This is a genomic window from Georgenia soli, from assembly GCF_002563695.1.
Lineage (GTDB): Bacteria > Actinomycetota > Actinomycetes > Actinomycetales > Actinomycetaceae > Georgenia > Georgenia soli.
In genome coordinates this window covers 3,087,868-3,107,626 of record NZ_PDJI01000004.1, presented here as the reverse complement: position 1 = coordinate 3,107,626, position 19,759 = coordinate 3,087,868, and the positions used below count along the sequence as shown (strand labels likewise).

General features: G+C 74.8%; 15 protein-coding genes. 4 read left to right on the top strand and 11 right to left on the bottom strand.

The window, feature by feature from the left end; genetic code table 11:
* Window positions 1–62: 62 nt before the first annotated feature.
* From ATJ97_RS15365 to ATJ97_RS20105, 3 genes are read right to left on the bottom strand one after another with little or no spacing between them, the layout of a single operon-like run.
* Window positions 63–3,467, bottom strand: a complete 3,405-nt coding sequence (locus ATJ97_RS15365; RefSeq protein ID WP_245862604.1) for an ATP-dependent helicase — start codon at window positions 3,465–3,467, stop codon at window positions 63–65.
* Complete coding sequence (locus tag ATJ97_RS15360) at window positions 3,464–6,652, bottom strand: ATP-dependent DNA helicase (protein WP_098484485.1); 3,189 nt, start codon at window positions 6,650–6,652, stop codon at window positions 3,464–3,466. Before ATJ97_RS15360 ends, ATJ97_RS15365 begins: the two co-directional genes overlap by 4 nt.
* Window positions 6,653–6,709: 57 nt before the next feature.
* Entirely contained in the window at window positions 6,710–7,537 is an 828-nt protein-coding gene (locus ATJ97_RS20105) for a DUF3152 domain-containing protein (protein WP_245862602.1), read from the bottom strand.
* Window positions 7,538–7,747: 210 nt separating this feature from the next.
* On the opposite strand from ATJ97_RS20105, the gene ATJ97_RS15350 reads away from it, so the two are divergent.
* Window positions 7,748–7,972: a DUF3107 domain-containing protein gene (locus tag ATJ97_RS15350; RefSeq protein WP_098484484.1), complete on the top strand. Its 225-nt coding sequence runs from the start codon at window positions 7,748–7,750 to the stop codon at window positions 7,970–7,972.
* A gap of 4 nt (window positions 7,973–7,976) precedes the next feature.
* Here ATJ97_RS15350 and ATJ97_RS15345 read toward each other — a convergent pair whose 3' ends face one another.
* Window positions 7,977–8,663, bottom strand: coding sequence for a ferritin-like fold-containing protein (locus ATJ97_RS15345; RefSeq protein WP_098484483.1), 687 nt, complete (start codon window positions 8,661–8,663; stop codon window positions 7,977–7,979).
* Between the two features lie 291 nt (window positions 8,664–8,954).
* Here ATJ97_RS15345 and ATJ97_RS15340 point away from each other — a divergent pair, with 291 nt between their 5' ends.
* Together ATJ97_RS15340 and ATJ97_RS15335 are read left to right on the top strand one after the other, a co-directional pair.
* Window positions 8,955–10,562: a DEAD/DEAH box helicase gene (locus ATJ97_RS15340; protein WP_098484482.1), complete on the top strand. Its 1,608-nt coding sequence runs from the start codon at window positions 8,955–8,957 to the stop codon at window positions 10,560–10,562.
* Window positions 10,563–10,653: 91 nt separating this feature from the next.
* A complete protein-coding gene (locus ATJ97_RS15335; protein WP_098484481.1) occupies window positions 10,654–11,133 on the top strand; it encodes a GNAT family N-acetyltransferase in 480 nt (159 codons plus the stop codon).
* Window positions 11,134–11,189: 56 nt separating this feature from the next.
* On the opposite strand, the gene ATJ97_RS15330 is transcribed toward ATJ97_RS15335, so the two are convergent.
* The 3 genes from ATJ97_RS15330 to ATJ97_RS15320 all read right to left on the bottom strand — a co-directional run bounded on the left by ATJ97_RS15330 (window position 11,190) and on the right by ATJ97_RS15320 (window position 13,980).
* A complete protein-coding gene (locus tag ATJ97_RS15330) occupies window positions 11,190–12,425 on the bottom strand; it encodes an aminotransferase family protein (protein WP_098485518.1) in 1,236 nt (411 codons plus the stop codon).
* A 77-nt stretch (window positions 12,426–12,502) separates the two neighbouring features.
* A complete protein-coding gene (locus ATJ97_RS15325) occupies window positions 12,503–13,126 on the bottom strand; it encodes a MarC family protein (RefSeq protein WP_098484480.1) in 624 nt (207 codons plus the stop codon).
* Window positions 13,123–13,980, bottom strand: coding sequence for a PHP domain-containing protein (locus ATJ97_RS15320; RefSeq protein WP_098484479.1), 858 nt, complete (start codon window positions 13,978–13,980; stop codon window positions 13,123–13,125). The genes ATJ97_RS15325 and ATJ97_RS15320 overlap by 4 nt, the downstream gene beginning before the upstream one ends.
* 76 nt (window positions 13,981–14,056) lie before the next feature.
* Between ATJ97_RS15320 and ATJ97_RS15315 the strand changes: the two genes are divergently transcribed.
* The gene (locus tag ATJ97_RS15315; RefSeq protein WP_098484478.1) at window positions 14,057–15,583 is read left to right on the top strand and encodes an aminopeptidase P family protein; all 1,527 of its coding nucleotides are present in this window, start codon (window positions 14,057–14,059) and stop codon (window positions 15,581–15,583) included.
* Between the two features lie 116 nt (window positions 15,584–15,699).
* On the opposite strand, the gene ATJ97_RS20100 is transcribed toward ATJ97_RS15315, so the two are convergent.
* From ATJ97_RS20100 to ATJ97_RS15295, 4 genes are all read right to left on the bottom strand, one after another.
* Window positions 15,700–15,828 carry a putative transporter small subunit gene (locus ATJ97_RS20100; RefSeq protein ID WP_098484477.1) on the bottom strand — a complete coding sequence of 43 codons (129 nt, stop codon included), beginning with the start codon at window positions 15,826–15,828 and terminating at the stop codon, window positions 15,700–15,702.
* A gap of 22 nt (window positions 15,829–15,850) precedes the next feature.
* Window positions 15,851–17,533 (bottom strand): sodium:solute symporter family protein, encoded by a 1,683-nt coding sequence (locus ATJ97_RS15305; RefSeq protein WP_098484476.1) that lies wholly within the window; start codon window positions 17,531–17,533, stop codon window positions 15,851–15,853.
* Window positions 17,534–17,945: 412 nt separating this feature from the next.
* A complete protein-coding gene (locus ATJ97_RS15300; protein WP_098484475.1) occupies window positions 17,946–18,800 on the bottom strand; it encodes a sugar phosphate isomerase/epimerase family protein in 855 nt (284 codons plus the stop codon).
* Window positions 18,797–19,693, bottom strand: a complete 897-nt coding sequence (locus tag ATJ97_RS15295) for a general stress protein (protein WP_098485517.1) — start codon at window positions 19,691–19,693, stop codon at window positions 18,797–18,799. Before ATJ97_RS15295 ends, ATJ97_RS15300 begins: the two co-directional genes overlap by 4 nt.
* Between the last annotated feature and the right edge of the window lie 66 nt (window positions 19,694–19,759).

Below are 19,759 nucleotides of genomic sequence, written 5' to 3'. Positions count from 1 at the left end.
CCCGCCAGGCGGCCCGCCCGCCCGCAGCCGGCCCGCCCGCCCGCAGTCGGCCCGGCAGGCCGTCAGCCGGCCTGGCCCGCTTCGATCGCCCGCGTCATGCGGACGACGATCTCCTCCTCGTCCAGCGAGCCGGCGTGCACGGTCTCGTCGTGGGCGACGTAGTAGAACGCCGCCCCGACCTGCTCCAGGGGCGTGCCGCTGGAGCGGGACCAGGCGAGGCGGTACAGCGCGAGCTGCATCTCGCGCTCCGCCAGCTCCTCGGGGCTGCGCGGCGGACGTCCCGTCTTCCAGTCCACGACGACGACGCCGCCCGGGCCGTCGAAGACGGCGTCGATCCGGCAGCGGACGATCGTCCCGGCCACGGGCGTCTCCAGGTCCACCTCGACCGCCACGGGCTCACGCCGCGCCCACTCCGAGGCGGCGAAGGTGCGCTGGAAGCGCTCCAGCTCCACGTCGGTGAGGGCCGGTGCCCCCACATCCTCGCCGCTGCCGTCGACGTCCTCGATGTCGATGAGCGCGGCGTGCCCGTAGAACTGCTCGACCCACTGGTGGAACCGCGTACCGCGCCGGGAGACGAGGGTGGGTTCGCTCGGCACCGGGCGTCGCCTGTCCCGGGCGAAGGCGCGCGGGTCGGAGACGAGGTTGACCACGGCGGAGGCGGACAGGTGCCCCGCGAGCGTGACCTCGCGCTCACGTGCCGACGCCTCGGACCGCTCCCTCAGGAGGAGCGCCGCGTCGTGCCACCACCGGGCGGCGCGTTCGTCGCCGGCGACCGGTCCCGGCGGCCGGCTCTTCGGCGCCACCGGCAGGTCGTCGGGTGCGGCAGCGCTCCGGGCACGGGCGCGGGCGGAGAGCACCGCCGCGGCCGCGGCCTCGCGGACCGGCCGCCGAGCGCCGAGCGGGTCGACGGGCCAGCGCACCGGCGGGGTGTCGGTGTCCGGGTTCTCCGCGTCCGCCGGCGGCTCGGGCGCCCACGCACCGGTTCCGGCGTCCTGCAGCAGCCCGGCCCGCCGCGGCTCGTCCAGGAACCGCGAGGGCGGGAGCGCCGTCCTGCCGGTGCGGAACCAGGAGCCCGAGAGCAGCAGGGTGTGCTTCGCGCGGGTCAGCGCGACGTACGCCAGCCGGCGTTCCTCCGCCACCCGGTGGGCGCCGGCGGCGTCACGGAACGCGGCCCGGGCCTCCTCGACGTCGGTGTGCGTGGCGGCACCGGCCACGTCCAGCCGCGGCAGGGCGTCCGCGTCCTTGCGCAGCGGGTAGGGCAGCTCGCCCACGTTGGTCAGCCAGGCGGAGCTGGCCACCGAGCGGTCGGGCCGGACCTTCCCGTCGTAGCCCGGGAACTGGGTCTCGACCATGCCGGGGACCGCGACCACGTCCCACTCGAGCCCCTTCGCGGCGTGGACGGTCAGGATCTGCACGACGGCCGAGTCAGGCTCCGTCTCGCCGGTCTCCACCGCGTCCAGCCCGCGCTCGCGCTCCTCCGCGGCGTCGAGCCAGGCGAGGAAGGCCCCGAGCGTCGCACGGTCGGTGTCGGCCGCGAAGGTGGCGGCCACCTCGGCGAACGCGTCCAGCGCGGCGCGGGCGGCGCCCGCCCCGGCCGACCCCGCCCGGGTGGCGACCTCGATGTCGAGCTCGAGGAGCTGCTCGGTGGCGACGACCAGCTCGGGCAGGGAGAGGTAGCCGAGAGATCGGATCTGGCGCAGGACGTCGCCGAGGTGACGGACCCGGGCGGCGCCGGCGTCGCTCATGGTGTGCCCCCGCGGGCTCGTCCAGCCCGCGGCCGGGGGGTTCTCGACGGCCTCGACGAGGCTCGACTCCTCGCGCGGGTCCAGCCGGCGGTCCTCGTCCACGCTGAGCGCGACGGCGGCCCGGCGGGCCAGGTGGCGGGCCCAGTCCTGCAGGGCGTGCAGGTCCGTGATGCCGAGGCGCAGGTTGGTCAGCAGGCGCATCAGGGCGTCGCCGCGGGAGGCGTCGTGGGCGACCTGCAGCGCGGCCCTGACGTCGACCACCTCGGGGGTGGCCAGGAGGCCGCCCATGCCGATCACGCGGTAGGGCAGGCCGCGCTCCTGGAGCGCCCGGACCACCCCGGCGAACTGGCTGCGCTTGCGGCAGAGCACGGCGGCAGTCTCCTCGCCGGCCGGGTCCCAGCGCTCGGCGAGGAACTCCGCGACCCGCGCCGCCTCCTCGCGCTGGCTGGTGGCGTACAGGCCGATCACCTCACCCTCGGCGGCGTCGGGGCGGGCGCGCAGCTCCGGCACCTCGACCGACGGGCCGAGCGATGCCCCGGGGGCGCGCAGCGGCTGCGAGACCACGTTGGCCGCGGCGAGGATCCTCCGGCCGTTGCGCCAGGAGGTGCTCAGCGCGAGGGTCGCGGCCGGGCGGGTCGTGCCGTCGGCCCCGACGTGCGGGAACCGTGCCGGGAACTCCGCGAGGGAGGCGGCGGAGGCGCCGCGCCACCCGTAGATCGCCTGGTTCGGATCCCCCACGGCGGTGACGGCGTGGCCGTCCCCGAAGAGGTTGGAGAGCAGCTCGAGCTGTGCGACGGAGGTGTCCTGGAACTCGTCCAGCAGCACCACCCGGTACTGCTCGCGCAGCTGGGCGCCCACGTCCGGCACCGCGTCGGCGATGCGGGCGGCCAGCGCCACCTGGTCGGCGAACCCGATCAGCCCGCGCTCGCGCTTGCGCCGCTCGTACGCCTCGGCGACGTCCAGCAGGGCGATGCGTTCCTCGACGGCGGCGGCGATCCTGAGCACGTCCGCCGAGGGCTTCTTCCGCCGGTCCGGCGCCTTGTCGAGCAGGTCGGCACGCAGGTCGGCCAGGAGCTCCCGCGCCTCGGCCGGGTCGAGCAAGTTCTCGCCCAGCCCGCCGGCCAGGCCGAGCACCGCCTGGGTGACGGCGCCGGGCGAACGGTCGGACGCGAGATCGCTCTCCCAGCCCTGGACCACGTCGTCGGCCAGCTGCCACGCGCCCGCCTCGGTGATGAGCCGCGCGTCAGGGTCGGCCCCCACCCGCAGCGCGTGGTCCCGGGCGATGTTCCCGGCGAAGGAGTTGTAGGTCGCGATGTGGGGCCGGTCGACGTCGAGCCCGCTCCCGGCCGCCGGGTCGTCGTCGTCCTCGGCGGGCGGCGTCAGGCCGGCCGCCCGCAGCGCCCGGAGCCGGGCGCGCACCCGGTGGGCGAGCTCGGCCGCGGCCTTGCGGGTGAAGGTGAGCCCGAGCACCTGCTCGCCCCTGACGAGGCCGTTGGCGACCAGGTAGACGACCCGGGAGGACATGGTCTCGGTCTTCCCGGAGCCGGCCCCGGCCACCACGAGGAGCGGGGCGAGCGGCGCCTCGATCACCTCGGTCTGCTCGGGTGTGGGCCGGGGACGGCCGAGCGCGTCGGCGATCTGCGCCGCCGACCAGCGCGGGGCCACGGACTCCGCCGGGCCGTCCGGCACCGGCGGCTCGAGGGTCAGCTGTTCCTGGGTCACTGCGTCACCCGTCCTCCGTCGTCCTGCAGGGGGCAGGACGTGCGCACCGGGCAGTGGTGGCACTGGTCGTTCAGCACGGCGTCGAACTCCGCGCCCGCCATGGTCTCGGCCGCGAGCGCGACCAGGTCCGCCGCCCAGGCGGGGTCCGGGGCCTGCTCGAGGTCGCTCTGCTCGCGGAGCGTCGGACCACGCTGGCCCGCGCCGAGGTAGACGAGCCGGGCCCCGGCGGCGCCGAGGTCGCCCCAGGCGCCGGAGTCCACGGCGAGCTGGTAGGTGCCGAGCTGGGGGTGCTGCTCGGCCTTGTCCTTGCTGACCGGGTTCGCGGAGGTCTTGAGGTCGACCACCCGCACGCTGCCGTCGTCGAGGTGCTCCACCCGGTCCATCCGTCCGGCCAGGCGGGCGCGACCGACGTCGACGGTGAAGTCCCGCTCGACGTCGACATCGCCCGGCACCGACTCGAGGTAGCCGGCGAGCCGCTCGACCATCCTCTCGGCCAGGGCCCGCTGGCGGCGCCCGACCCAGCCGTCGCCCATGCCCAGCTCCGCCCAACGCTCGTCGAGCGCCCGGGCCAGCTCCTCGTGGGTGCCGTGCGGGTGCTCCGCGGCGATCTCGTGGATGAGGGAGCCGACGGACTGGTCCGTGCTGGCCTCGCCCCGGCCGCCGGCCTGCTCGAGCGCCCACCGCAGCCCGCAGGTGGTCGCCTGCTCGACCCCGGAGGGGCTGACGGGGACCTGCGCCTCCGGTGGCCGCAGCGGGCCGTCGGTGCTCATGGGGGCCAGCCCGCTCCACGTGGCGGGGTCGGCGCCAGGCACCCCCTGGTCGGCGAGGTGCGCGAGCAGCTCGGCGGCGGCGTCGCGGCGTGCCGCGCCGGTCTGGTCGAGGACGGGCTCCTCCAGGGCGGAGCGCAGCTCCGCGACGAGTCCGCGCAGGTCGAAGGCGGGCGGCACCGTGTGCACCACGGTGGGGTCGAGGTCGGGTGCGAGGAGGTCGAGGAAGGTGGAGGGCCGTTCCTCCTCGTCGAGGACGGCGGTCACGAGCAGCCGCCGGGTGGCGCGTGAGACGGCGACGGCGAGCATCCGCAGCTCGTCGTCGAGCACCTCGCGGCGGGCCGGGCCGTAGGCGCGCCGCCCGTCCTGGGACCGGCCGGCCTCGAGGTCGGCGAGCGCCCCCGAGCCGAGGAGCGAGTCACGCAGGCGCAGGTCGGGCCAGACGTCCTCCTGCAGCCCGGCGACGACCACGACCTGCCACTCCTCGCCCGCGGCGGCGGCCGGGGTGAGCAGCTGCACCGACTCGGCGCGCACCCCCTGCGCGGCGAGGGAGTCGGCCGGCAGGTCCTGCGCCGTCAGGTGCTCGAGGAACCCGGCAGGCCCTCCTCCGACGGTGCGGTCGGTGTACTGCTCCGCCGCGCGGAACAGGGCCATGACGGCGTCGAGGTCGGCGTCCGCCCGGTCCGCGCCAGGCCCCCCGGCGAGCGCGCGCTCGCGCCACGGCCCCGCGAGGCCGGCGGCGTCCCACAGCGCCCACAGGACGGTCTCCGCCGTCGCGCCGGGTCGCTCCAGGGCGGCCCGGCCGGCGGCGAGCACGGCGGCGACCCGGGCCGCACCGCGCCCCGCCGCACGCGGCAGCCCGGCCGAGAGCTCCGGGTCGGTGAGGATGGCACCGAGCAGCTCGTCCGCGGGACGGGTCCCGCCTGCCGCGCGTTCCAGGCCGCGCAGGGTGCGGCGCAGCACGCGCAGCCCCACGGCGTCGGTCCCGCCGATCGGCGAGGTGAGCAGCTCGACCGCCTGGTCGGCGTCGGGGGCGCCCGCGAGGACCGCGGTGAGCGCCACGAGGAGCGGCCGCACGGCGGGCTCCTCGCGCAGCACCCCGGGCGCGGCCTGCCCCCCGACGGGCACGCGCCAGCTGTGCAGCGAGCGCCGGAGCTCGCGCAGGTGACCGGCGGAGCGGACCACCACGGCCATCTGGGACCACGGCGTGCCGTGGTAGAGGTGCTCCTCCCGCAGCCTGCGCGCGATCCAGGCGCCCTCCTGCGCGCGCGAGCGGAGAACGGCGGGCTCGAGGCCGTGGGGCATGCCCGGCCGGGCCTCGACGGCGGCCACGGCCTGCCGGTGGCCGGCGGCCCCGACCGTGCCGATCGCGGAGGTCACGGCGGCCGTGACGGCCCGCAGCCCGGCGTCCTGCCGGTGCGCCGTCCGCAGCTCGATCCGCCGTACCGCGAAGCCGCCCAGGGGCTCGCGCGTCTCGGCCAGCCCGACGAGGGCGGGCGTCCCGCCCCGGAAGCCCTGGACCCCGGCGTCGGGGTCGCCGAACAGCAGGAGCTGGGCACCGTCGTCGGCCAGGGTGCGCAGCAGGCGCGCGGTGGCGAGCGTGGAGTCCTGGTGGTCGTCGACCACCACGGCGGACCAGCGCGGCCGCGGCATCCCGGGCACCTCGTCCTCCCAGGCGCGCAGCGCGGCGGTCGCCTCGTCGACGATCCGGGCCGCGTCCAGCCTGGCCCCACGGTCCGGCGTCAGCTCGCCGAGCGCCGTGACCTGCTGGTACTCGCGCAGCAGCGTGGCGGCCGCGACCCACTCGGGCCGGCCGTACCGCTCGCCCCGGTCCGCCAGCTCCTCCGGGCCGAGCCCGAGCTCGGCGGCGCGCATGAAGAGGTCGCGCAGCTCGTCGCGGAACGCGCCGAGCGCGAGCGTGTCCGGCCCGACGGAGTCCGGCCAGCGCACCGACGCGCCCAGCCCGGCGCGGTGACCGTCCAGCAGCTCCGCCAGGATCTGGTCCTGCTCCGGTCCGGTGACGAGGGTCGGCGGCGGCTCGTGCAGCGCCGCGGCGCGCATCCGCAGCACGGAGTACGCGAAGGAGGCGGGGGTACGGACGAGCACCTGGGTCGTCGTGCGGCCGAGGCGCGCGGCGACGGCGTCACGCACGCGCGCGGCCCCGCGCCGCGTGGGGACGAGGAGGAGGACCCCCTCGTCGCCGGGCGCCGCCGGCTGCGGGCAGGCGTCCGCCCGCGCGAGGAAGGTCTCGATCGCCGTCGTCGTCTTGCCCGTGCCGGGCGCACCGACGACGAGGAGGTTGCCGGCACCGGCCGGCCAGGCGACCGCGGAGGCCTGGTCGGCGTCGAGCGCCGGCGGCGCACCGGGCGGCGCCGGCAGCACCAGCCGGAGCGAGGTGGCTCGGGCCCTGTCTTCCATGTCCCCGATGCCATCACACCCGACCGACATCCGGGTCGTACGGCTCGCGGGCGGCACTCAGCCGGCGGGCCAGGCGTTGGGCAGGCACCCCTCGAGCCGCATCGTCTGCTGCAGCATGACGGGCGCCGGGCCGCCCGGCGCCGGGCACCCCTCGTGCGGCCGGCCGAGCAGGTGCCCGACCTCGTGGTTGACGAGGTACTGCCGGTACTCGGTGATGTTGCCGCCGCCGTCGAGGAACGGCTCCGCCCCGTCGGACCAGCGCTCGGCGTTGAGGACGGCGCGGCCCTCTCGCCCGCACGAGTACTCCCCGACCGTGCGCAGCGGCCGGCAGAGCTCGTCCGTCAGCGTGGGCGAGGCGAGGACGACGCTGAGGTCGCTCGGCCCGTCGGTGCGGGAGAACACGACGGACCCGTCGTGCCCCCAGCCGCGCTCGTCGTTGAGGACCCTCATGACGAAGTCCGCGAACGCGTTGCCGTCCACCGGCAGGCCCTCCTCGACCTGCACCCGCACCGGGCGCACGGTCGCGGCCTCCCGGGGCGCGTCCTCCGTCCCCGGCACGGTGACCAGCTCGCCGGAGGCGCTCCGCGGCATCACCTCGGTGGACGTGAGGCCGGCGCGTGCCCGCAGCGCCAGACCGACCTGCTCCACCGTGCGCGAGAGCCAGGGCAGGCCGATCGCGTCGGTCCCGACGGCGTCGCCGGCCTCGTCCTCGAGCACCTCGCGGGTCTCCTCGTCGTCCCGCAGCGCGCCGTCGTCGTCGCGCGCCTGCGCGCCTCCGACGGAGGCCGGCGGGACGGCGGGCGCCGCAACGGCACCGCCCAGCGGCAGCACGAGGGCACCGAGGGTCAGCAGGACGGCCGGGAGCAGGCGGGAACGGACACGCACGGTCCCCATCTTCTCATCGCCTCCACGGGGCCACCGACGTCCGCCCGCGCGCGCTGGTACGCACCAGCCGGCGCCGGAACTCGCCGTCAGCGCACGTCGCCGCCCGCGCGCGTCCGAGTGGTCCGCACGACCTACGATGGAGCGAGCACACCGGACCGGCCGCGTCCGCGCGGGAGAACCGGTCCGCCACCCACCTGCAGGAGGAACACAGTGGAGATCACCATCGGCGTGCGCAACGTCGCGCGAGAGATCAGCCTCGAGTCGACGCAGAGCCCGGAGGAGGTCGTGGCCGCGGTGGACAAGGCCCTCGCCGGAAGCACGTCCCTGGTCCTCCAGGACGACAAGGGCCGTCACGTCATCGTCCCCGCCGACGCTCTCGGCTACGTCGAGCTCGGTCCCGTGGAGCAGCGCCGGGTGGGCATCGGGCTGGTCTGACCCCTCAGGCGGTCAGCCCGAGCCGGCCCATCCGCCGGGCGTGACCGCCCGAGAGCTGCTTGCGCAGCCAGGCGGCGTCGTCGCCCTCGCTCCGGGCGCCGTCCTGGCGGTCCGCGAAGGACCACAGCAGCGGGTGCTCGGCGAGCAGCCGCTGCGCGATCCCGAGCGCCTCGCCTACCACGCGGCGGCCCCACAGGGCAAGCCGCGCGGAGAGCTGCTGGTCCGCCGCGACGACCGGTCCGAGCATGGCGACCACGAAGTCCTCGTAGCCGCTGTCCGCGATCACGTCGTCGAGCATCGGCCGCCCGTCGGGGGCGACGGCGCGCGAGAGCACGCGCTGCAGGTCGGCGAGCACCCCGTACGCCACGTACGTCCTGACCACCCGCTCCCACCAGTCCCCCGGCGGGGTTCGCCGGTCGAAGTCCGCCAGCACGGTGCTGTAGCTCGCCATGGCCTCGTAGAGGTCGGCACCGACCCGTCTGGCCACGGTCTCGAGCTGGTCGAGCGCGGCCAGCTCCCCGGCCGCCATGCGTGAGATCGTCACCTGGGCGCGCAGGTCGGGCGCGTGCTCCGCGTCGGTGGCCAGCCGGGCGAACGCGGCGAGCTGGACGAAGCCGTGCAGCCCCACCATCTCCACGACGTCGGCCCTCGCGGGGGTCGTCTCGGCTACGTCGTCGTGGGTCTGAGGCATGTCAACACCCTAGTTGTCCCGGACCACGCTCCCGGCCGCGTCGAACCGCCGTCACGACCCCGTGACGGCCACCACGACCGTTCGGCCTGCCGGTGCCGCGCGTCACCCGCTACCCTTGAGGGGTACACGGTTGCCCGGTCGTCTCGTAGAAGCCCAAGCCTGAGCCGCTTCGCGCGGCGCGACATGATCACGATCGGCTGCCACGAGCAGGTACGTCCGGCCAATGCGCCCCGGCCGAAGAAGCCGGCGCGGTGCAGCGCCTGCGTGCCACGGACGACAAGGCACAGCTACATGTCTGACCAGAACATCTCCACGGGCGTGCTCGACGCCGTTGAGGGCCCCGCCCCCGTCGTCGAGGAGGTCACTCCCGACATCACCACGGACGACGTCGTCGTCGCGGACCTCGAGGAGAAGTCCTTCGCGGACTTCGGCGTCGAGGCACCGATCGTCGAGGCCCTGCGCGACGTCGGCATCACCCACCCCTTCCCGATCCAGGCGCTCACCCTCCCGGTGGCGCTCGGCGGGCACGACATCATCGGCCAGGCCAAGACCGGCACGGGCAAGACCCTCGGGTTCGGCATCCCGCTGCTGCAGCGCGTCGTCGGCCCCGGCGAGGACGGCTGGGACGGCATCGAGGCCGCGGGCAGCCCGCAGGCTCTCGTCATCGTCCCGACGCGTGAGCTCGCCAAGCAGGTGGCCGAAGACCTGAGCACCGCCTCACGCCGCCGCGGCGTGCGGATCGTGCAGGTCTACGGCGGCCGGGCGTACGAGCCGCAGATCGACGCCCTGCAGAAGGGCGCCGAGGTCGTCGTCGGCACGCCGGGGCGCCTCATCGACCTGCTCAAGCAGCGCATCCTCGACCTCTCCCACGTGCGCACCGTCGTCCTCGACGAGGCCGACGAGATGCTCGACCTCGGCTTCCTCCCCGACGTCGAGACCCTCCTGTCCCGCACGCCCGCCTCCCGGCACACCATGCTGTTCTCGGCCACCATGCCCGGCGCCGTCGTCGCCATGGCCCGCCGGTACATGACGCGCCCGACCCACATCCGCGCCCAGGACCCCGAGGACCAGGGCGCGACGGTGAAGAACACGCGCCAGGTGGTCTACCGCGCGCACGCCCTGAACAAGGTCGAGATGCTCGCGCGCATCCTCCAGGCGGACGGCCGCGGCCTGACGATCGTCTTCACCCGCACCAAGCGCACCGCCGCCAAGGTGGCCGACGAGCTCGCCGAGCGCGGTTTCGCCTCCGGCGCCATCCACGGTGACCTCGGCCAGGGTGCCCGCGAGCAGGCCCTGCGCGCCTTCCGCTCGGGCAAGATCGACGTCCTCGTCGCGACCGACGTCGCCGCCCGCGGCATCGACGTCGACGACGTCACGCACGTGGTCAACTACCAGTGCCCCGAGGACGAGAAGATCTACCTGCACCGCATCGGCCGCACCGGCCGCGCGGGCAACACCGGCACCGCCGTCACGTTCGTCGACTGGGACGACATGCCGCGCTGGTCGCTGATCAACAAGGCGCTGAACCTCGGCGCCGCCGAGCCGGTGGAGACCTACCACACCTCCCCGCACCTCTACGCGGACCTCAGCATCCCCGAGGGCACCGGCGGCCGCCTCCCCCGTGGCGCCCGCACCCGCGCCGGCCTCGAGGCCGAGGAGATCGAGGACCTCGGCGAGACGGGCAAGCGGCACGGCGGCTCCGGCCGCGGTGGCCGTGGGGGGCGCGAGTCCGGCGGCGGTCGCGACGGCGGTCGCGACGGCGCCCGCGCCGGCCGGTCCCACGACGGCAGCCGCCCGCGCGGCGAGGGCTCCCGCTCGCACGACGGCGAGGGTGAGCGTCCCCGGCGCCGTCGCCGCCGCACCCGCGGCGGCAAGCCCGCCGAGGACGCGCAGAACTGACCCAGACGGCGTCAGCTCCTCCGGCGCCCCAGGAACGCCCTCGCGGCGCGCCTGGGGCGCCGCGCTGTCCGGGCGCAGCATGCTGACCCGTATGGCACTTCCGGCCGAGCTCCCCGTCGAGGGCGGGGCGGTCATCCTGCGCCGTGCGACCGAGGCGGACGTCCCGGCGATCGTCGGCCTGCTCGCGGCGGACCAGCTCGGCGCGACCCGCGAGGGTGGTGATCTCGCCCCGTACCTCGACGCCTTCGCCGCCGTCGACGCCGACCCGGCCCAGCTCCTCGTGGTGGCGACGGCGCGGGGCGAGGTGGCGGGGACGCTGCAGCTGACGTTCATCCCGGGCCTGGCGCGACGGGGCGCCGTGCGGGCGCAGATCGAGGCCGTCCGGGTCGGCGCCGCGCACCGGGCCGCCGGGCTGGGCACCGCGATGGTCGGGTGGGCCGTCGCGGAGGCGCGCCGCCGGGGCTGCGCGCTGGTCCAGCTCACGACGGACAAGCGACGGACCCGCGCCCGCCGCTTCTACGAGCGGCTGGGCTTCACCGCCTCCTACGAGGGCATGAAGCTGTTCCTGTGATGCCTTCGCTCTGATCGCGCCGCCCCGACCTCCACCGGCCGGCGGCCGCTGCTCCGCTACTGCAGCGAGTCCAGCGCCTGCCCCATGGCGGCGGCCAGGTCGCCGACCTGCTCGTCCGTCATGACGAACGCCGGCGAGACCTGGAGGGCCCCCACGCCCATCATGCGGGTGGCGACGCCCGCCCGGCGCAGCGCGAGGACGGCGGCCGGCGCCCGACCCGGTTCGGCGAGCTGGACGGCGGCGACGGCGCCCGTGCCCGCCCGAACCTCCGACACGAGCTCGTGCTCGGCGAGCGGGCCCAGCTCCCGGGCGAGGGTGGTCTCCAGCCGGGCCGCCTCGTCGAGGAGACCCTCGCGCTCGACGATGTCGAGGTTCGCCAGCGCGACGGCCGCCGCCGTGGCGTGCCCGGAGTAGGTGTACCCGTGCCGCAGCCACGTGCCGGGCTCGCGGAAGAACGGCTCGGCCACGCGGGGCGCCACGAGGACGGCGCCCATCGGCAGGTAGCCGGAGGTGAGACCCTTCGCGGTCGTGACCATGTCCGGCTCCAGCCCGTACCGGGTCGAGGCGAACCACGAGCCGCCGATGCGCCCGTACCCGGTGACGACCTCGTCGGCGACGAACAGCACGTCGTACTCCGTGCACGCCTTGCGCACCTCGGTCAGGTACCCCTCCGGCGGCGCGTACACCCCGCCGGCGCCGATGACCGGCTCGCAGAAGAACGCGGCCACCCGGTCGGGCCCGACCTCCTCGATCGTCGCCCGCAGCGCGTCGGCGGAGTCCCACTCGACCGACTCCGTGCGCGGCCCGAGGTCGCCGTACCCCTCCCGGTTGCCGGGGATGCCCGCGAGCGCCGTCCCGGCGTAGTGCATGCCGTGGTACGCCTTCTGCCGCCCCACCATGACGGTCTTCTCCGGGCGCCCCACCTCGACCCAGTAGCGCCGGGCGATCTTGGCGGCCGTCTCGACGGAGTCCGACCCCCCGGAGGTGAAGAACACCCGGCTCCCCGCCACGGGCGCGATGCCGGCCAGCCGCTCGGCCAGCTCGTTCGTCGGGACGGTCGCGTTGTCCCCGAAGTTCGAGTACGCCGCGAGGGTCGACATCTGCCGGGCGGCGGCGTCGGCGAGCTCCTGGCGCCCGTGACCGACGTTGGCGTACCAGAGCCCGGCGGTCGCGTCGAGGTACCGCCGGCCCGCCTCGTCGTAGACGTACGCCCCCTCGCCGCGGGCGAGGACGAGCTCGCCGTCGCGCTCGACGGCGGCCATGTCGGAGAACGGGTGCCACAGCGCGCCCATGTCGGTCCCTTCGTCGGTGCAGATCCCGCGCACCATACCGTCCCGGGACGACGGCCCCGGCGCGACGAGGGCGAGGGTCAGGTCTCCTGCTCGATGAGGGCGAAGACGGCGTCGGCCATGAGCTGGGTGGCGATCGCGGCGAGCAGCAGGCCGGCGAGCCGCGTGACCAGCGTGGTCCCGCCGTCGCCCAGCACCCGGTGGATCACGCCGGCGAAGCGCATCGAGAGCCAGAGCACCACGTGGACCGCGACCAGCGCGACCGAGATGGCGACCCACGCGGCCACCGACCGGTCCGACTCCTCCACCGCGAGCATCGCCGCCACGATCGCCCCCGGCCCCGCGAGCAGCGGCGTCCCGAGCGGCACCAGCGCCACGTTGACCCCGCTGCCCGACGGCTTCGGCTCCTCCGACTTGCCGGTGAGCAGCTCCATCGCGACCAGGAGCAGCAGCAGCCCGCCGGAGAGCTGCAGCGCCGGAACGGAGATGTGCAGGAAGTTGAGGATGTACTGCCCGAACAGGGTGAAGACCAGGATGACGCCGAACGCGACCGCCGTCGCCTGACGCGCCGCCGTCGCCCGCTGCCGCGCCGTCATCGTGGAGGTCAGCGCGAGGAACACCGGCACCGTGCCGGGCGGGTCCATGATGACGAAGAGGGTGAAGAACGTCGTCGACATCAGCGTCAGGTCGACGATCTCGTTCATGGCCGGACCACCGGGAGCGCCCCCTCGGCCTCGATCCTCTCCAGCACCGCGGGCGCCGTGGTGCGCTCCCCGAGCACGTTGGGCTTGCCGTCACCGTGGTAGTCGCTCGACCCGGTGCGCTCCAGGCCCAGCCGGGCGGCCAGCGCCTCCAGCTCCGCCACGGCGGCGGGGGTGTGGTCGCGGTGGTCGATCTCGAGGGCGAACAGGCCGGCGTCGGTCATGGCCTCGATGACGGCGTCGGTCACCACGCGTCCGCGCACCCCGGCCCGCGGGTGCGCCATGACGGGCACGCCGCCGGCGGCGCGCACCATCTCGACGGTCTCGACGGCGTCCGGCGCGTGGTACGGGACGTAGTACGGCCCGCGCACGGACAGCAGCGTCTCGAAGGAGGTGGACCGGTCCGGCACCACCCCGGCGGCGACGAGCGCGTCGGCGATGTGCGGGCGGCCGATGGTGGCCCCCTCGGCCGCCTGGGCGCGCACGAGCTCCCAGGTGATCGGGTAGTCCTCCGCGATGCGGTCGACCATCGTCTCCGCGCGGTCCAGCCGCGAGCGCCGGGAGCGCTCCATCTCCTCGGCGAGCCGCGGCTCGGCCGGGTCGTGCAGGTAGGCGAGCAGGTGCACCGAGATGCCCCGGTGCTGGCAGGAGACCTCCGCCCCGCGCAACAGCGCCACACCCGTCTCGCCGACGGCGGACGCTGCCTCCTCCCAGCCGCGCACCGTGTCGTGGTCGGTCAGGCCGACGACGTCGAGGCGCGCGCGGGCGGCGGCCCGCAGGAGGTCCGAGGGGCTGTCGGTGCCGTCGGACGCGTCGGAGTGGGTGTGGGGGTCGATGCGCGTCTCATCTGCTGACACAGGGGCCAGGGTACGACGTCCCCGGGGCCGTTACGGACCGTGAGCGCTCGGGCGGCGAGGTGCGAGGATGGCAGCCATGAGCGAGTCGCAGACCCCCACACCCGAGGAGCAGCCGCTGACCGAGCGCGGCTCCAACCGCTCCCAGCGCCCCACGAGCCAGGCCTTCCGCACCTTCATCGCCGACGGCTGGGGCCCCCGGCCGGACGCTCTGCCCGAGCGCTCCCCCGCCGCCGACCACGCCGCCGCGCGTCGCGCCGCGCTGGGTCGGCTGTTCCCGGGCGAGCGCCTCGTGGTCCCGGCCGGCCAGCTGGTGACGCGCAACAACGACAACGACTACCGCTTCCGCCCGCACTCGGCGTTCGCGCACCTGACCGGTCTGGGCACCGAGCAGGAGCCGGACGCCGTGCTGGTGCTGCACCCGCTGAACGGCCAGGAGGAGACCCACGAGGCCGCCCTGTACTTCCGGCCCCGCGCCGGCCGGGACACCGAGGAGTTCTACGCCGACTCCCGCTACGGCGAGCTGTGGGTAGGTGTGCGCCCCTCGCTGGAGGAGATGTCCGCCCAGACCGGGCTGCGCACCGAGCACATCGACGCCTTCGCCGACGCCCTCGCCAAGGACGTCGGAGCGGGTCAGGTCCAGATCCGGGTCGTCCCGCAGGCCGACGCCGCCGTCGAGGCGCAGGTGGCGGCGGTGCGCAGCCAGGCCGGCCTGACCGAGGGTGCGGCCGAGGCGGACGCCGCCCTGGCCGAGGCCCTCTCGGAGCTGCGCCTGCGCAAGGACGCCTACGAGATCGGTGAGGTGCGCGCCGCCGTCGCCGCCACGGCGAAGGGGTTCGAGGACATCGTCCGCAACCTGCCCCGCGCGGTGGACCACCCCCGCGGCGAGCGCGTCATCGAGGGTGTCTTCGGCGCCCGCGCGCGCGAGGAGGGCAACGGCCTGGGCTACGACACCATCGCCGCGGCCGGCAACCACGCGAACACGCTGCACTGGATCCGCAACGACGGCGCGGTGCGCCCGGGGCAGCTCGTGCTCATCGACGCCGGGGTCGAGGTCGACTCCCTCTACACGGCGGACGTCACCCGGACCCTCCCCGTGGACGGGGTCTTCACCGACGCCCAGCGCAAGGTCTACCAGGCCGTGCTGGACGCCGCCGACGCCTCCTTCGCCCGCGCCGGGCAGCCGGGGGCAAAGTTCCGGGACCTCCACGCCGCCGCGATGGAGGTCCTCGCCGACCGCCTCGCCGAGTGGGGCATGCTCCCCGGCACCGCCGAGGAGTCGCTGGACCCGGAGGGCCAGTACCACCGGCGCTGGATGGTCCACGGCACCAGCCACCACCTCGGCCTCGACGTCCACGACTGCGCCCAGGCCCGCCGCGAGATGTACCTCGACGCGGACCTCGAGCCGGGGATGGTCTTCACGATCGAGCCGGGCCTGTACTTCCGCGAGGACGACCTCAAGGTCCCGGAGGAGCTGCGCGGCATCGCCGTGCGCATCGAGGACGACATCCTCGTGCGCGAGGACGGCTCCGTGGAGAACCTCTCCGCCGGCCTGCCCCGCACCCCGGACGACGTCGAGTCGTGGATGGCGCGTCTGCGCGGCTGAGCGGCACGGCCGCCGAGGCGGGAGCCCGCACCAGGAGCGGCCCTGCGCTCCCGAGCACTTCCCGAGCACGCAGGCCCCGGCCCGCATCGCGGTGCCGGGGCCTGCTCCGTGCGTCCTCAGACGATGTCGCGGCCCTCGCGGCGGGCGTCACGGACGTCCTTGGCGAAACCGCGGGCGATCGCGGCCATGACGACGAGGACCAGCGCGGGCCACATCAGGACGTAGGCACTGAGCGCAGCAGCCATGTCTCCTCCTTCCGAGAGCTGGTCAGCGGGCGGCGGGGGCACCGGCCGGGGCGGCCACGTGCTCCTGGTCGAAGTCGCCCGTGCGGCGGGCGATGAGGGAGAAGTCGAAGCGGGTGCTGCTCCCGCGCGACATGAGGTAGCAGACGATCGTGCTGACGGCGTAGGCGAGCAGCGAGGCGCTCACGGTCGTGTACCCGTGCAGCACCCCGAGCGCGAAGGGCGCCGTGACGACGGCGGCGACGGTCCCGACGATCTTCGCGACCCGCAGCCCGAAGAACCCGAACACCATCAGCCCGAGCACCACGCCGACGCCCACGGTGGCGAGCACGTCGATCACCAGGCCGACGGCGCCGCGGGTGGGGACCAGCCCGAACCGCACCGGCAGGAACGCGGCCAGGGCGGCGATCACGGACACCGTGAACGCCTTGTTGGTGACCTTGTCCCAGTAGAAGCTGGCGATGACGGGGAACACGAGCGCGCCCCACAGCGCCCCGACGAACACCAGCAGGTCCAGGATGTTCAGCTGCAGGCTGGCGAAGGCGACGGCGAGCGCGGTGGCCACGATCATCGTCACCCGGCCCACGAGCAGCATCGTGCGGGGGTTGGCCCGGTTCTTGCCGGCGACGTTCTGGCCGTAGACGTCGGCCATCATGATGGGGGAGAGGGCCGCGAGGTCGGAGTCCGCCGTCGAGGACAGCGCACCGACGACCATGACGAAGAAGACGGCGAGCAGCACCGGCGGCAGGAACGTGGCGGCCATCTGCGGCACGAGGTTGTTGGGGTCCCCGCCCATCGGCTCGATGCCGAGGTAGAGCGCCAGCACGCCGAGCATCCCCACGCCGATCACCATGGCGCCGTACCCGATCGTGGCCGTGACGAACGTCGGCCTGATGAGGTCCTCGCGCACCGCGAAGAGTCGCTGGGCGATCGTCTGGTTGCCGATGGCGTAGGCCAGGACCGCCGCGATGTAGGGCGCGCCCTGGTTCATGAACGCGTCCGAGGAGAAGAAGCTGCCCTGCTGGGCGGTGAGGTTGTCCGCCCCGGTCGTGAACGCCGTCGGGAAACCGGCCGCGAAGAAGATCGCCGGGACGATCACCGCGACGGCGCCGAGCATGGCCATGACCTGACGGAAGTCGGTGAGGACGGACGCCCGGAAGCCCGACCACAGCGTGTACAGCAGCACGCCGCCGGCCACGATGATCACGCCCTGGATGAACGTCAGCGGCGACAGCAGCGAGATCAGCGCCCCGCCGGCGATGAAGTTCGACATCAGGGAGATGATCGAGCCGACCACGTTGGAGCCGGCGAGCATGAGCTGGCTGGATCGTCCGTGACGGGCGTACATGACCTCCGCCAGGGTGTGCGCCTTCGGTGCCACCGCCCGGATGCGCCGGCCGAAGGGGTAGATGAACAGGATCATCAGCGCGCCCCACAGCCCGTAGTGGATCGGGCCGGAGACCCCGTAGGTGTAGCCGGAGGTGGCCGAGGCGTACATCGACGACGCCCAGATCCACGTGGCGGTCATGCTGGCGGCCGAGACGCCGAAGCCGACCTTGTTGCCGGCCGTCATGTACGCGTCGGCGTCCTCCTCCTTCTTGCCGATCCTCATCGACATCATGAAGGTGCCCCCGTAGAACACCACCAGGAGCACCACGACCGCCCCGATGCCGAGCTGAGCAAGTTCCGCGCCCTGCACGCGCACCATCTCCTTCCCTCGATCCGTCTCTGGTCACGGCGGGAGGAGGGAGCCGCCCCTTGCCCGCGACGGCACCCCAGGTGCACGCGCGGGAACCCAGCCCGCCGCGCGCCGGCACGGCGCGCCGCAGCCACGGTCGCGACAGCGACCTCCGCGCGAGGCCATGTCCACGACGAGCGCAGGGTCAGACCGGCCCGTCCTCGACGCCGCTTCGCGCGCGACTGCGTCGGCCGGGCAGCCCCGCCCGGGAGAGTGTCACCGGCGGCGGGGAACGGACCACCACGCGGCCCGTCCGGCTCCGCCCCGACCGCCCCTTCTGCGGGACGAACCACGGGGCGCCTTTGGCACTTCTTGTGCCCTTGCCCTGCGAACGGCAAAGAAAGTACCACACGGACATCTCGGACATGCCATGTGGCGGCGGTCAGCTCTCCTCAGGGGTGGGTGCCACGACGGCCTGGCCGCGCTCGCTCGCGCCCGCGGCGAGGTACTTCCGGGCGAAGGACAGCGAGTCCGCGAGCGCGGAGCGCCGTCCGACCGAGGACATCTTGCGGGTGTTGACCTCGACGACGACGGCGCCGGTGAAGTCCCGCGCGCCGAGCATGTGCAGCACCTCCGCGCAGGGCTGGTCGCCCTGCCCGGGCACGAGGTGCTCGTCCATGAAGCTCACCGTGCCGTCGGCCAGGTGCAGGTGTGCGAGGCGGTCGCCGAGCTCGTCCGCCATCGCGAGCGCGGCACCGGCGTCCATGCCCGCCGTCGCCGTGTGGGAGAGGTCGAGGGTGACGGAGCGGTAGTCGTGCTGGAGCGGGTCCCAGCCGGGCAGGTAGGCCTGCATCACCCGCTCCCGCTTCTTCGAGCGCGCCCGCCAGGGGAACATGTTCTCGACGGCGAGCCGCATCCCGTCCAGGCGCTCGCGCTCGGCGACGGCTCCGACGAAGTGCTCCGCGTACCCGCGCTGCCAGCGGAACGGCGGGTGCAGGACCACGACGTCCGCCCCGACGTTGTGCGCGAGCTCCGTGGCCCGGTCCACCTTGTCCCACGGGTCGTTGCCCCACACGCCCTGCGTGAGCAGGAGCGTCGGGGCGTGGATGCTCAGCACGGGCAGGCCGTACTGGTCGCTCAGCTCGCGCAGCCGGCGCTCGTCCTGGCTGTCCGGGTCCCGCAGGACCATGACCTCCACGCCGTCGTACCCGAGCTGGCTGGCGAGGGCGAAGGTCTCCGCGACGCCGCCCGGGTACACCGACGACGTCGACAGACCCACCGGGATGTCCCGGCTCATTCCTTCGGGCCCGCCTGCCCGGGCGTCTCCCCGTCCTTGCCGCTGTGACGCTCGAGGTCCTCCAGACGCAGCCCGTAACGGGGCCGCTCGTCGGGCCGTGACCCGAACTCCGTGGGAGCCGAGGCGTCCTTGCCCGCGTCCGACGGCGGAGCGGCGGGCGCCTGGACCGGCGCCGCACCCGCGTGGCGGCCCTGCGGGGCCTGCTGGCCGTAGGGCGTCCCGCCCTGCTGGCCGTAGGGCGTCCCGCCCTGCTGGCCGTGCGGTGTCCCGCCCGGCCGGCCGTAGGCGCCCGGCTGGGTCGGGGGCGCCTGCTGGCCGTACGGACCCGTCGGCCCGCCCTGCGAGGTCGGCGCACCGGGCGAGGTCGGTGCGGCCGGCGTCGTCGGCACGCCCGGGACCGGCGGGGTGCGCCCGCCGAACCCACCCTCGGAGAGCAGCTGCCGGGCCTGGCCCGCCTGCTCCGGCTCGCAGAGCACCGCGTACCGCGAGGCCACCACCTGGCTGGCGGAGGTGAAGTCGCGCTTCCCGCCGGTGAAGGCGTAGGAGACGATCGCGAACAGGATGCCGAACGCCGCGCCGATGAGGACACCCGCCAGCAGCGGGAACTCCCCCGACGGCGTGAACACCCAGTACAGCAGCGAGATCATCAGGCCGAACCAGGCGCCGCTCATCGCGCCCGCGCCGGCGACGCGGGCGTAGGTCAGGCGGCCCGTGATGCGCTCGACCATGCGCAGGTCGGTGCCGACGATGGTGACGTGCTGGACGGGGAAGGCCTTGTCCGAGAGGTGGTCGACCGCCTTCTGGGCCTCGAGGTACGTCGTGTACGACGCGACCTCCACACCGGTCGGCATGGTGGGCACGGACGCGCCGGGGGGCTTTCCGGTCAGTGACATACCTAGATCTTCCTCTCTGGCGGCCGATGGCGCCAAGCGCTCACGTGCGGCGGGGCGCCGCTGTCC